The sequence below is a fragment of the Streptomyces sp. NPDC005799 genome, assembly GCF_040630525.1.
In the GTDB taxonomy this organism is placed as follows: Bacteria; Actinomycetota; Actinomycetes; order Streptomycetales; family Streptomycetaceae; genus Streptomyces; species Streptomyces griseorubiginosus_B.
The window spans coordinates 13,755-26,328 of record NZ_JBEXXQ010000058.1 but is presented as its reverse complement, the minus strand read 5'-3'; the positions used below and the strand labels follow the sequence as shown (position 1 = coordinate 26,328).

Here is a 12,574-nt window from a genome sequence, read left to right as displayed (position 1 = left end):
CCCCGAGGAGCCGGGCCCGGTCGTGTTCTACGTAGGGCTCGCCGAGGCGCGGGCGCGCCGGTGCGCGATCTCGCCGTAGAGCACGTCCGCGACGACGAAGGCCGCCAGGGGGATGCCGAGGAGCGGGACGAAACAGCCGAGTACGGCGATCACGGCGACGCACGGGACGAGGATCTGCGGGGGCACCTGCTGCCAGGCGCCGCGTGGGAGCGGCCGGCCGAAGGCGGAACCGCGGCCGCGCTGCCACCACATGCGGTAGCCCCAGACGATCAGCAGGACCAGGGCGAGTGCCAGGGCCATCAGGGCGAGCTGGTTGACCAGGCCGAACAGGATCCCGGTGTGCAGGTCGATGCCCCAGCGGGTCAGCTTGGCGAGCAGCGGGTAGTCGGCGAACCGCAGCACGTCGGTGACCTCGCCGGTGCCCGGGTCGACCGCCACGGAGTCCTGCTTCTCGGGCCAGCTGCGCTGGATCTGCCGCACCACGTATGCGGAGTCGGCGTCGGCGGGCGGGACGATCTCCACCGGGTCGGTCAATCCCTCGGCGCGGGCCGCGGACAGGACCTTGTCGAGCCCGACCCCGTGCTCGCCCCCGCCCGCGGAGGCGGCGGCGCCGTGGCCCGCGTGGTCGCCGCCCGCCGTGGCCGAGACGGACGGGGTGGCCTGGCCGAGCGAGGTGCGCAGTTCGTCGATGTTGGCGCCGGCGTACGTCGACCAGGTCAGTCCGGTCGCCGACAGGAAGAGGAAGCCGGCGGCGGTCCAGAGGCCGACGGTGCCGTGCAGGCCGAGCGTGCGGCGCCGGCCGCTGGTGCCGCGGACCTTGCGCAGGGCTCGGCGGCGGGAGAACCACAGCGCCAGGCCGCCGGCCGCGATCACCCACAGCCAGCTGGCGGCGAACTCGCTGTAGAGGCGGCCGGTGTCGCCGAGGCGCAGGTCCCGGTGGAAGTCGTCGATCCAGGTCCGCAGCGGCAACGCGCCGGTCGAACCGTACTGTTCGAGGGCCCCGCGCACCTTCGCGGTGTACGGGTCGACGAAGACGGCGAGGGCGTGGTCGGGATCCACGCCCTTCGCACCGGACAGCAGCACCCGGGTGGTGGCGTCCGCCTCCGGGGAGGGCCGTACCGCGGAGACGGTGCCCTCGGGATGGGCCTTGCGGGCGGCGCTCACCTGCTCGGAGACCGGCAGCTTGGTGTCACCGACCTCGGCGACGGTCATCTCGTGGGCGTACACGAGCTTCTCGGCCTGGAAGGCGCCGGCGTAGAGGAAACCGGTGACGGCGGCGACGAGCAGGAAGGGGGCGACGAGCACTCCGGCGTAGAAGTGCAGCCGCAGGACGAGGGGCCGCAGAGAGGCCCACGGGCCTGGGGAGGCCGTGGGGGCCGGTTCGGCTTTCGGGGCCTCGTCCTTGGTGGGTGAGGGAGCGGTGGACATCGGCGGGCTTCTCCGGGGGACGGGACGGTGTGGTGCTGTGACGGTCCAGTAGTCGGGGGAGGCGGACGCCGAGTTCCCGGAGGGCCAAGTGGCGTGCGTCACACGGCACTACGTCCGTCCCCGACCGTTCATGGCATGCTGACCGCATGGCAACTCCCCGTAACCACCCGTCACTTGCCGAGCAGGTCGAGGAACTCCTCGCCGCCGACGGCCCGCTGCCCATCGTCACGGCCGGTGATCCCGTCCTGCGGCGTGGCACCGAGCGCTTCGACGGACAGCTCGACTCCGCCCTGCTGGCCCGCTTCGTCGAGGCCCTGCGTGTCACCATGCACGCGGCGCCGGGCGTGGGCCTGGCCGCGCCGCAGGTCGGCGTGGCGCTGCGGATCGCGGTGATCGAGGACCCGGCGCCGGTGCCGGAGGAGGTGCGGGTGGCGCGGGGGCGGGTGCCGCAGCCGTTCCGGGTCCTGGTCAATCCGTCGTACGAACCCGTCGGCGCCGCTCGCGCCGCCTTCTTCGAGGGCTGTCTGAGCGTGCCGGGCTGGCAGGCCGTGGTGGCCCGGGCCGCCGAGGTACGGCTGACGGGCGAGGACGAGCACGGACGGCCGGTGAACGAGGTGTTCACCGGCTGGCCCGCGCGGATCGTGCAGCACGAGACGGACCACCTGGACGGCACGCTCTACCTCGACCGGGCGGAGCTGCGGTCGTTGTCCTCGAACGAGGCGATGGCCCAGCGCTGGACGCGGCCCACACCGCAGGAGGCCGCGGAGGCGCTGGGCTTCGAACTCCCGTAGGCCGCAAGGCGTCCGGGCGCGGGCGTCGTCAGTTGTCCCGGTACGCCTCCAGCAGCCGCAGCCACACCTCGCTGATCGTCGGGAACGACGGAACGGCGTGCCACAGCCGGCTGATCGGGACCTGACCCGCGACCGCGACCGTCGCCGAGTGGATGAGCTCACCGACGCCGGGGCCGACGAAGGTGACGCCGCGCAGGATCTCCTCGTCCAGGTCGACGACCATGCGGGCCCGGCCCCGGTAGCCGTCGGCGTACAGGCCCGCTCCGGACGCGGAGGACATCTCGACGTCCACGGCACGCACGCGGTGACCGGCCTGCTCGGCCTCCGCGAGGGACAGACCTACGGCCGCGGCCTCCGGGTCGGTGAAGACGACCTGGGGAACCGCGTGATGGTCGGCGGTGGCCGCGTGCGCGCCCCAGGGGTCCGACTCCAGGATCGGCACGCCGGAGGCACGGGCGGCGATGGCGGCACCGGCGATGCGCGCCTGGTACTTGCCCTGGTGGGTGAGGAGCGCGCGGTGGTTGACGTCGCCGACCGCGTACAGCCAGCTGCTGCCGGACACCAGCATGCTGTCGTCGACGGGCAGCCAGCCGCCCGGCTCCAGGCCGACCGTCTCCAGGCCGATGTCGGCGGTGCGCGGCTTGCGGCCGGTGGCGAAGAGGATCTCGTCGGCCTCGATGCGGTCGCCCTGGCCGGTCATGACGACGACCGTGCCGTTCTCCCGGACGACCGACTCCACCGACGTACCGGTCCGCACCTCCGCGCCGGCCTCCGCCAGCGCCTCCGCGACCAGCTCCCCGGCGAAGGGTTCCATCCGCGGCAGCAGGCCCTTGCCGCGCACCAGGAGGGTGACCTTCGAGCCGAGGGCCTGATAGGCGGTGGCCATCTCGGTGGCCACCACTCCCCCGCCGACCACCACGAGACGGCCCGGGACCTCCTGCGCGCTGGTGGCGTTCCTGCTGGTCCACGGCTTCACCTCGGCAAGCCCGGGCAGATCGGGCAGTACGGCGTCGGTGCCGGTGCAGACGGCGACGGCGTGCCGGGCGGTGAGCACGCGCTCCGCGCCGTCCGAGCCGGTGACGGTGACGGTCCGGGGGCCGGTCAGCCGGCCCTTGCCGCGGTAGAGGTCGGCGCCGATGCCGTCCAGCCATGTCGCCGCGCCGTCGTCGTGCCAGTCGGAGGTGTAGTAGTTGCGATGCGCGAGGACCGCGGCCGCGTCGAGGGGGCCCTGCACCGACTGGCGCAGACCGGGCACGCGTCGGGCGTCGGCGCGGGCGATGGCCGGGCGCAGCAGGGCCTTGCTGGGGATGCACGCCCAGTACGAGCACTCGCCGCCGACCAGTTCGCTCTCCACGACCGCGGTGGACAGGCCGGCCGCGCGGGTGCGGTCGGCCACGTTCTCCCCCACGGGCCCGGCCCCGAGCACCACGACGTCGTACGCGTTGGTTTCCGTTTCCGTCATGGGGTCAGTCTGGTGGGTGGTGTGCGTTGAGGCCACACGGGTAGGGGCGCGGAATACGTGATGGGCCGGCCGTGTTGTGCCGTCGGCTTCGCCCCGACAGCAGGAAGAGGGAATTCAGGTCATGAGCAGCACCGTGGAGCTCACCAAGGAGAACTTCGACCAGACGGTCACGGAGAACGAATTCGTTCTCATCGACTTCTGGGCGTCCTGGTGCGGGCCGTGCCGTCAGTTCGCGCCGGTGTACGACAAGGCGGCCGAGGACAACCCGGACCTGGTGTTCGGCAAGATCGACACGGAGGCGCAGCCGGAGCTGGCCGCGGCCTTCGGCATCCAGTCCATCCCCACGCTGATGATCGTGCGTGACCAGGTCGCCGTGTACGCGCAGCCGGGCGCCCTGCCCGAGGCCGCGCTGGCGGACGTCATCGGGCAGGCACGCAAGCTGGACATGGACGAGGTCCGCAAGGCCGTCGCCGCACAGCAGGCGCAGGCCGAGCAGAACGGTCAGTGACGGACGCGGTGCCCGGCACCGATGCGGACTGACCTGAAAGCGATCCGCCCTGCGGCGTAGGCCCTGCGCGACTACCGCGGAGGTTCACAGTCCTGTCTACCCTGTGGTCGATTTCCCCGGCTCCCGCCTGTGGTCATGCTGTGCGGGTGCCGCAGGGGCGGCCGGGGGAGAGTGACGCAGGGTGACCGCCATGACCCTACGCAGCGAGGACTTACCGCGGGGGGACCGGTTCGCCCGGTGGTGCGAACTGGTGGACCGCGCTCTGGCGCCGACGCGGGTGACGAGCGCGTACGCCGACGACTTCCGGGCGAGCGCCCTGTTCCTGGACCTGGGGGCGACCCGGGTGTCCTCGCTCTCGACCCGGCGCCGCGCTCGCGCCGCTCTCCGTCGCTGATCCGCCGTGGTGACCCGGAGCTGTTCGGGCTCGCCCTGGTCACCCGCGGCACCATGGGCATGTCGGGCTGCCGGCAGGAGACCGGTCTCGGCGAGGGCGACTTCTTGTTGTACGACACCTCGCGGCCTTACGACGCCTGGGCCAATACCGGCCGTGGCGCGGCCGGCGTGACCCGTCGACGGACCCGCCGGCCGCGACCCACGCCGAGATCGCGCAGGCCGAGGCAGACGTCGCGTGCAAGACGCGGACGAACCTGGTGGGCATCTGGTTCGCCGTGGAGTCCGCGTGCCAGCGGGCCGCGATGCGCGAGCACCATGACGAACTCGTCCGTCGCCGAACGCCGCGACCGGCAGGCGGCGCGGATCGAGCGTCTCTACCGGCTGTACACCGGCTAGCGCACGGCTAAGCGGACATGGTGAAGTCCGCAGCGGTTCGGTAACGCCCCCGAAGGGGCGCGGGGAACTGCGCGACCGGCCACGACGGCGCCGCGGACGACCGACGGCACAGCGCGGCACTTCCAGCGGAGCGCTTGGCGCACGCCGGCACCGGTTGCGAAGGCGGCGTCGTCGCCGAAGGGCGGCCTCGCCGGCGCCGCTTTCGCAACACGCCCTCGCGGGCCCGGGGCTAGAAGGGGTACGGCGCCACGTCGCCGCGCACGGTCGTCCAGCGCACGTCCGTGAACGCCTCCAGGTTGGCCTCGCCGCCGAAGCGGGCGCCGGTGCCGGAGGCGGCCACGCCGCCGAAGGGGGCCACGGCCTCGTCGTTGACCGTCTGGTCGTTGATGTGGACGATGCCGGTCGGGATGCGCTCGGCGAGGTCGAGGCCGCGGGCGGTGTCACGGGTGACGATGCCGAGAGACAGACCGTACTCGCCGGCCGAGGCGAGGGCCGCCGCCTCCTCGGGGGTGCTGAAGGGCCGTACCGGGGCGACCGGGCCGAAGACCTCCTCGGCGTAGGCGGGGCTCTGGTCGTCCACCCCTGCGATGACGGTCGGCCGGTAGAAGAGCCGGTCGTGGGTGCCGCCGGCGGCCACCTTGGCGCCGCGTGCCGTGCTGGCCTCGACGAGCCCGTGCACCTTGGTGAGCTGGGCGTCGTCGATGATCGGGCCGAGGTGGACCTGCTCGCGGTGCGGGTCGCCGACGGCGAGCGAGTCGGCCTTGGCCGCGAGGCGCTCGACGTACTCCTCGTAGAGGGAGCGGTGGACGAGGTGGCGGCCGGTCGTCATGCAGATCTGGCCCTGGTGGAAGAAGGAGCCCCAGGCGGCCGTGGAGATCACGGCGTCGAGGTCGGCGTCCTCCAGGACGACCATGGCGGAGTTGCCGCCGAGTTCCAGGTGGACGCGCTTGAGGTGGCGTCCGCCGGCCTCGCCGACAGCGCGTCCGGCGGCGGTGGAGCCGGTGAAGGAGATGACGGGGACGCGCGGGTCGGCGACCAGGGCCTGGCCGACGTCCGGGCCGCCCGGCAGGACGTGGAAGAGGTTCTCCGGCAGCCCCGCCTCCGCGAGGACCGCGGCGAGGGAGAGCCCGCCGCAGACGGCGGTGCGCGGGTCCGGCTTGAGGACGACCGCGTTGCCGAGCGCCAGGGCCGGGGCGACGGAGCGGATGGACAGGATCAGCGGCGCGTTGAACGGGGAGATCACACCCACCACGCCCACCGGGACGCGCCGGGTGTAGGACAGGCGGGGCGCCTCGGAGGGCAGGACCTGGCCGGCGGGGCGGGAGGCGAGGGCGGCGGCCTCGTAGCACTCCTGGGCGGCGACGTGCAGTTCGAAGTCGGCCTTGCCGGGGATGGAACCGGACTCGCGGACGAGCCACTCCCGCAGTTCTTCCGCGTGAGCGGTGAACAGGTCGCCGGCCTTGCGCAGGACCGCGGCGCGGACGAAGTGCGGGGCACGGGCCCATTCCGTCTGGGCGGCGCGCGCCGCTTCGGCGGCCCTGTCCACGTCCTCGGCGGAGGCGAGGGTGACGGTGGCGAGCGTGTCCCCGGTGGCGGGCTCCGTAACGGCGTACTCGGGCCCCGACAAGGGGTGGGACTGCCAGGTCTTCGGGTCGAGCAACGGCATGGCGGCTCTCCGTTTCGTCACCGGCGGGACTCAGGTCGTCAGCGGAAGTCCCGCGTAGTTCGCGGCCAGTTCGGCCGCCGCGTGGCGGGATGCGGTGATACGGCGCAGCCGGGTGAGCTGCATCCGGTTCTCGAAGACATCCCCATCTGGTTGAGCATGCAACATCTTAGTCATGTCGTACGAGAAACGCGTGGCCTGCCACACACGCTCCAGGCACGTGTCGGAATACGTGTCGAGCAGCCGCTCGGATCCGGTGCGGTGCAGTTCGGCGAAGGCCCGGGCCAGGACACGGACGTCGGAGACGGCGAGGTTGAGGCCCTTGGCGCCGGTCGGCGGGACGATGTGGGCGGCGTCGCCGGCCAGCAGCAGCCGGCCGTGGCGCATCGGCTCGTGCACGAAACTGCGCATCGGGGTCACGGACTTGACGGTGATCGGGCCGCGGCCGAGGGTCCAGTCCCCGTCGATGGCGAAACGGGCGGCGAGTTCGTCCCAGATCAGGTCGTCCGGCCAGTCCTCGGGGTCGCTGTCGTTGGGAACCTGCAGGTAGAGACGGGAGACGTGCGGGGAGCGCATGCTGTGCAGGGCGAAGCCGCCCCGGCCGCGGGCGTAGATCAGCTCCTCGCAGGAGGGCGCGACGTCGGCGAGGATGCCGAGCCAGGAGTAGGGGTAGCCGCGTTCGTAGGTGCGGCTCACGGCGGCGGGGAAGGTGTCGCGGGAGATGCCGTGGAAGCCGTCGGCGCCGACCACCCAGTCGCAGGTCAGCGTCTGCTCGCGGCCCTCGTGCAGAAACCGTACGACGGGTGAGGCGCTCTCGGGTTTCTCGATGCCCAGCGCCTCGGCCTCGAACAACAGCGGTGGCCCGTCGGCCAGTTGAAGGGCGACGAGGTCCTTCACGATCTCGGTCTGGGCGTAGATGGTGACCGTGCGGCCGCCGGTGAGGGTGGGGAAGTCGATGTGGTGGCGTTCCCTGTCGAAGCGCAGCTCGATGCCCTGGTGCACCAGGCCCTCGGCGTTCAGCCGCTCGGCGGCGCCGGCCTCGCGCAGGGCGTCGACCGTGCCCTGCTCCAGCATTCCGGCGCGCTGGCGGTGCTCGACGTACGCACGCGTCCTGGCCTCCAGGACCACGCAGTCGATCCCGGCGCGGTGCAGGAACCGGGCGAGGAGGAGCCCGGCGGGGCCGCCGCCGATGATGCCGACCGTGGTGCGCATGGACGCCTCCCCTGGGTTCAGCTGGAGTCGCGGTGAACCACCGTGGCTCCGAGCACCTTGTGCGTCTCGGGCGCGGCGGCGGGGTTGCGCACCGCGCGGTCGACGAGTTCGGCGAGGTCGCGGCCGGACGGCAGCTCGATGTGGACCGTGCTCAGACGGGGCCTGAGCAGCCGGCCGAGCATGAGGTCGTCGGCACCGATCACCGCCGTCTCCTCCGGAACGCGCACGCCCACGTCCTGCAGGGCCCGCATCAACAGCATCGCGTACTCGTCGTTGTAAGCGAACACGGCGTCCAGGTCGAGTTCGCGCCAGCGGGCGGCGAGGCGCGCGGCGGACTCCTCCGCGTAGGCGAGGGACAGCTCGGTGACGGTGGCGTCGGTGCCGTCCAGGGCGCGGCGCACCCCTTCGAGACGGGGCTGGGAGAAGACCTCCAGGCCGCCCTCCTCGGGTACGACGACACCGATGCGGCGCCGGCCCCGGTCGAAGAGGTGACCGCCGGCGCAGTGGCCCACGGTCTCGTGGTCCATGAGCAGGGCGTGGGCGCCCTCGACCGCCTCGGGGCCGAGAGTGACGACGGCGCGGGCGCCGGAACCCTTGAGCACCGCGACACCCTGCGGGCCGAGGCCGGCGCCGGGCACCAGGACGGCGACGGGGCGCAGTTCCGCCCAGGCCCGGGCCGCCTCGTCGCCGTGCAGGCCCACGGTGCCGTACTGGACGACGGTGTAGTCGAGGCGGCCGAGCGCCCACTGCAGTTCGTTGATGAACTGGCTGTAGAGCGGGCCGACCGGGATGGTCGGGGCCGGCATCAGGACCATGCGGCTGTGTCCGGCGCGCAGGCTGCGGGCGGCGGCGTGCGGCACGTAGCCGAGTTCCTTGGCGGCCTCCTGGACGCGGCGCCGGGTCGGTTCGCTGATGCGGACGGCGCTTGTGTTGTTCAGGACGTAGGAGACGGTCGCGCGCGAGACGCCCGCCAGGCGGGCCACATCGGCGCTCGTGGGCACGGAGCGCGGTGCGGGCAACGCGGGCTCGGGCGTTTTCGGTATCTGCACCATGACGTACCGCATCTTCGCAGAAGCGGAGGCGGCTGCCCCGGTGGGGGCGGAACGGAGCCGGCGCCACGCATGGACGAACATGTTCGTCACGAACTTGCTCGCGACGAACATGTTCGTTACAGTTCCCATCATGACCGACCGACCCGACACCCCCCGCAGCCGTCGCGAGCGGCCCGCCAAGCCCGCCCTGACCAGGGAGGGCATCGTCGCCGCAGCCGTGGCGATTCTGCGGGCCGAGGGCCTGGGGAAAGTGACCATGCGGCGCCTGGCGCAGGAGCTGGACACCGGCCCGGCATCGCTCTACGTGTACGTGCGCAACACCGCCGAGCTGCACGCGGCCGTGCTGGACGAGCTGCTGGGCACCGTCGGGCCGGCCCCCGCCGGGGGCGACTGGCGCGAGCGGCTGGAGCGGGTGCTCACCGCGTACACCGCGATGCTCTTCGAGCACCCGACCCTGGCCCGCTCCGCCCTCACCGCCCGGCCGAGCGGACCGCACTACTTGAACCTGATCGAGACCCTGCTGGCCCTGCTCGACGAGGGCGGTGTGCCGCCCGCGCAGGCCGCCTGGGGCGTGGATCTGCTGCTGCAGCACGCCACCGCCACGGCCGCCGAGCATGTCGAGGAGGCATCCGAGGAGGACTGGGACGCCCTGCGCCGCACCCTGGCCGGCCTGTCCGACCGCACCCACCCGCGCATCGCCGCACTCGGCGGCGCACTGCTCGCCGGGGCCCCCGAGGAGCGCCTGTCCTGGGCGTTCCGGGCGTTGATCGCGGGCATCGAGCGGACCGCCGTACCCGACCGACCCCAAGGAGACACGACATGACCACCCACCACCCCGTCGCGATCATCGGCGCAGGTCTCGGCGGCCTCGCTCTGGCCCGCGTGCTGCACGTGCACGGCGTCCGGGCGGTCGTCCACGAACTGGACGCCTCCCCCGCCGCCCGTACGCAGGGCGGCATGCTCGACATCCACGAGGACTCCGGCCAGGTGGCGCTGCGCGCCGCGGGCCTGTACGAGGACTTCCTGGCCCGCGTCCATCAGGGCGGGCAGGCCACCCGGGTCCTGGAGCCGGACGGGACGGTCCTCCTGGACCGGCCCGACGAGGACGGCGGGCGTCCCGAGATCGACCGCGGCGATCTGCGCGACCTGCTGCTCGGCTCGCTGCCGCGGGACACCGTCCGCTGGGGGGCGAAGGTCGTCGGCGCGCGGCCGGTGGGCGGTGGCCGGCACGAGGTGACCCTGGCCGACGGCACCGCCTTCACCACGGATCTGCTGGTCGGCGCGGACGGCGCCTGGTCGACGGTACGTCCGCTCGTGTCCGACGCCCGGCCCCGCTACACGGGCGTCTCCTTCGTCGAGGCGGACCTGCGGGACGCGGACGTACGGCATCCGGTGGGCGCCGAAGTGGTCGGCGGCGGCATGCTGTTCGCGCTCGGGGAGGGCCGGGGCCTCCTCGCGCACCGTGAGAGCGACGGCAGTCTGCATGTCTACGCCGCGCTGGAGTGCGCCGAGGAGTGGCTCGACGGCATCGACTTCACCGACGTCGAGGGGGCCAGGACGCGGGTCCTCGAGGAGTTCGCCGGCTGGGACAAGGGCCTGCGGGCGCTGGTCGCCGAGGCCGACGGCGCGCTGGTGCCGCGCCGGATCCACGCCCTGCCGGTCGGCCACCGCTGGGCCCGGGTCCCGGGCGTCACGCTGCTCGGCGACGCCGCGCATCTGATGTCCCCGTTCGCCGGCGAGGGCGCCAACCTCGCCCTGCTGGACGGGGCCGAACTCGGCCTCGCGCTGGTGGCGCACCCGGAAGACACCGAGAAGGCACTCGCCGCCTACGAGGAGAAGATGTTCCCCCGCAGCGAGTTCTCGGCGACGGGGTCGGCGCACCAGGGCGAGCTGCTGTTCCGCGCCGACGCCCCCCGGCGCCTGGTCGAGATGTTCACCGCGCAGAACTGAGCCGGCTCAGCGCGGCGGCTTTCATACCGTCCCCCGGCCGACCAACCGCACCCGCGAGAGAGCAACCGAACGTATGGCCGACCAACCGCACGCACGCTAGAGCGAGGCTCCGGGCGGCGGTTCCGCACCGCCCCTCGGGCAACCAGCCACCCGCACGACCCCACCCCGCCCAACGCCGGCGTTCCCCACCGCCTCACCGGGCAAGCGGAGTCCGGCTCAGCGCGGCGGCTTTCATAGCCCCACCGGGCCGACCAACCGCACGCACGGTAGAGCGAGGCTCCGGGCGGCGTTCCGCACCGCCCCTCTGGCAACCAGTCACCCGACCCAGCGCTGGCGCCCCCGTCGCCTCACCGGGCAAGCGAAGCCCGGCTCAACGCGGCGGCTCCGTGCCCGTCACCCGGGCGACCAGGTCCACCCAGCCGGCCTCGAGCCGCTCCAGCGGCATGCCGCACTGCCGGGTGCGGTGGTGGATCAGCGCGGGGTCGAGGTAGCTCATCAGCGTCTGGGCGAGCAGCTCGCAGTCGGCGTCGGGCACGACCTGCCGCAGCAGGACGGTGACATGCATGGCCATCGCCCGCGCCGAGGGGTGGCCGAAGCGCCGGGTCGGCTCCGACTGGGCCGCCAACTGCAGGTCCAGCTGCTCGGCCGAGCGGTACAGCACCGCCACGCCGAACGCCCGCAGCCGCTCCAGGGGCGGCGCCCCGGGGCCCAGCGGCGGCGGACCGCCCAGGAAGTCGGCCTGCAGGGTGCGCGAGGAGTGGTCGAGCAGGGCCATCAGCAGCCCGGTCCGGTCGCCGAAGCGGCGGAAGACGGTCCCCTTGCCGACATCGGCCGCGGCGGCGACCGCCTCCATCGTCACCCCGGCCACACCGTGCTCGGCGATCAGCCGCGCCGCGGCCTCCAGCAGCCTGGCCCGGTTGCGCGCGGCGTCGGCGCGCAGGCAGGGGTGCTCCTCGGCGGTGCCGAGCTGCAGCAACTCGGGCTCACCGACGGGCTCTTGCGGCGTCGGGAACGGCGGCAGGGAGGCGGACATGAAGACAGCGTAAAGCATCGGGAAGAAAACTGGACCGCGGTCCGGTTATGGTGCTAGAAAATAAAACGGACCTCGGTCCGGATCGTAACGGCAATGTTTCAGCACTTTGGAGTCCCCCATGTCTGTCCGCATCCTCGCGCTCGTCGGCAGCCTTCGCGCCGGTTCGACCAACCGCCAGCTCGCCGAGGCGGCCGTCAAGTTCGCGCCCGAGGGCGCGGACGTCGAGATCTTCGAGGGCCTGTCCGAGATCCCGTTCTACAACGAGGACATCGACGTCGAGGGCGACGTCCCGGCCGCCGCCGCCCGTCTGCGTGCCGCAGCCCAGGCCGCCGACGCGTTCCTGCTCTTCTCCCCCGAGTACAACGGCACCATCCCGGCCGTCCTGAAGAACGCCATCGACTGGCTGTCCCGCCCCTACGGCGCGAGCGCCTTCGGTGGCAAGCCGGTCGCCGTCGTCGGCACCGCGTTCGGCCAGTACGGCGGCGTGTGGGCGCAGGACGAGGCCCGCAAGGCCGTCGGCATCGCCGGCGGCAAGGTCATCGAGGACCTCAAGCTGTCCATCCCCGGCTCGCTGACCCGCTTCGCCGAGACCCACCCGGCCGACGACGCCGAGGTCGCCGCCCAGCTGACCGAGGTCGTCGCCCGTCTGCACGGCCACGCGGGCGAGGCCGTCGCCGCCTGACCCA

12 protein-coding genes are annotated in these 12,574 nt (G+C 73.0%); 6 read left to right on the top strand and 6 right to left on the bottom strand.

The features are described 5' to 3' along the window. Window positions 1–27 precede the first annotated feature (27 nt). Window positions 28–1,428, bottom strand: a complete 1,401-nt coding sequence (locus ABZ453_RS40545; RefSeq protein ID WP_359023361.1) for a PepSY domain-containing protein — start codon at window positions 1,426–1,428, stop codon at window positions 28–30. A 146-nt stretch (window positions 1,429–1,574) separates the two neighbouring features. Between ABZ453_RS40545 and ABZ453_RS40540 the strand changes: the two genes are divergently transcribed. Then, window positions 1,575–2,219 carry a peptide deformylase gene (locus ABZ453_RS40540; protein ID WP_359023359.1) on the top strand — a complete coding sequence of 215 codons (645 nt, stop codon included), beginning with the start codon at window positions 1,575–1,577 and terminating at the stop codon, window positions 2,217–2,219. A gap of 28 nt (window positions 2,220–2,247) precedes the next feature. Here ABZ453_RS40540 and ABZ453_RS40535 read toward each other — a convergent pair whose 3' ends face one another. Next, a complete protein-coding gene (locus tag ABZ453_RS40535) occupies window positions 2,248–3,681 on the bottom strand; it encodes an NAD(P)/FAD-dependent oxidoreductase (RefSeq protein ID WP_359023357.1) in 1,434 nt (477 codons plus the stop codon). 121 nt (window positions 3,682–3,802) lie between these two features. On the opposite strand from ABZ453_RS40535, the gene trxA reads away from it, so the two are divergent. Together trxA and ABZ453_RS40525 are read left to right on the top strand one after the other, a co-directional pair. Further along, window positions 3,803–4,189: a thioredoxin gene (trxA, locus tag ABZ453_RS40530; RefSeq protein ID WP_359023355.1), complete on the top strand. Its 387-nt coding sequence runs from the start codon at window positions 3,803–3,805 to the stop codon at window positions 4,187–4,189. A gap of 190 nt (window positions 4,190–4,379) precedes the next feature. Beyond that, the gene (locus ABZ453_RS40525) at window positions 4,380–4,583 is read left to right on the top strand and encodes a hypothetical protein (RefSeq protein WP_359023353.1); all 204 of its coding nucleotides are present in this window, start codon (window positions 4,380–4,382) and stop codon (window positions 4,581–4,583) included. 624 nt (window positions 4,584–5,207) lie between these two features. On the opposite strand, the gene ABZ453_RS40520 is transcribed toward ABZ453_RS40525, so the two are convergent. Genes ABZ453_RS40520 through ABZ453_RS40510 form a run of 3 tightly spaced genes read right to left on the bottom strand, consistent with a single transcriptional unit; the run spans window position 5,208 to window position 8,917 of the window. Next, complete coding sequence (locus ABZ453_RS40520) at window positions 5,208–6,644, bottom strand: benzaldehyde dehydrogenase (protein WP_208785394.1); 1,437 nt, start codon at window positions 6,642–6,644, stop codon at window positions 5,208–5,210. A 30-nt stretch (window positions 6,645–6,674) separates the two neighbouring features. After that, entirely contained in the window at window positions 6,675–7,853 is a 1,179-nt protein-coding gene (locus tag ABZ453_RS40515; protein WP_359023351.1) for a 4-hydroxybenzoate 3-monooxygenase, read from the bottom strand. 17 nt (window positions 7,854–7,870) lie between these two features. Further along, window positions 7,871–8,917 carry a LacI family DNA-binding transcriptional regulator gene (locus ABZ453_RS40510; protein WP_359023441.1) on the bottom strand — a complete coding sequence of 349 codons (1,047 nt, stop codon included), beginning with the start codon at window positions 8,915–8,917 and terminating at the stop codon, window positions 7,871–7,873. 118 nt (window positions 8,918–9,035) lie between these two features. Here ABZ453_RS40510 and ABZ453_RS40505 point away from each other — a divergent pair, with 118 nt between their 5' ends. After that, window positions 9,036–9,728, top strand: a complete 693-nt coding sequence (locus ABZ453_RS40505; RefSeq protein WP_359023349.1) for a TetR/AcrR family transcriptional regulator — start codon at window positions 9,036–9,038, stop codon at window positions 9,726–9,728. After that, on the top strand, window positions 9,725–10,855 hold the full coding sequence (locus ABZ453_RS40500) for an NAD(P)/FAD-dependent oxidoreductase (protein ID WP_359023347.1): 1,131 nt from the start codon (window positions 9,725–9,727) through the stop codon (window positions 10,853–10,855). The genes ABZ453_RS40505 and ABZ453_RS40500 overlap by 4 nt, the downstream gene beginning before the upstream one ends. Before the next feature lie 370 nt (window positions 10,856–11,225). Here the strand turns inward: ABZ453_RS40500 and ABZ453_RS40495 are convergent, their stop codons facing one another. Beyond that, on the bottom strand, window positions 11,226–11,906 hold the full coding sequence (locus ABZ453_RS40495) for a helix-turn-helix domain-containing protein (protein ID WP_359023345.1): 681 nt from the start codon (window positions 11,904–11,906) through the stop codon (window positions 11,226–11,228). A 100-nt stretch (window positions 11,907–12,006) separates the two neighbouring features. Between ABZ453_RS40495 and ABZ453_RS40490 the strand changes: the two genes are divergently transcribed. Beyond that, complete coding sequence (locus ABZ453_RS40490; protein WP_359023343.1) at window positions 12,007–12,570, top strand: NAD(P)H-dependent oxidoreductase; 564 nt, start codon at window positions 12,007–12,009, stop codon at window positions 12,568–12,570. Window positions 12,571–12,574 lie beyond the last annotated feature (4 nt).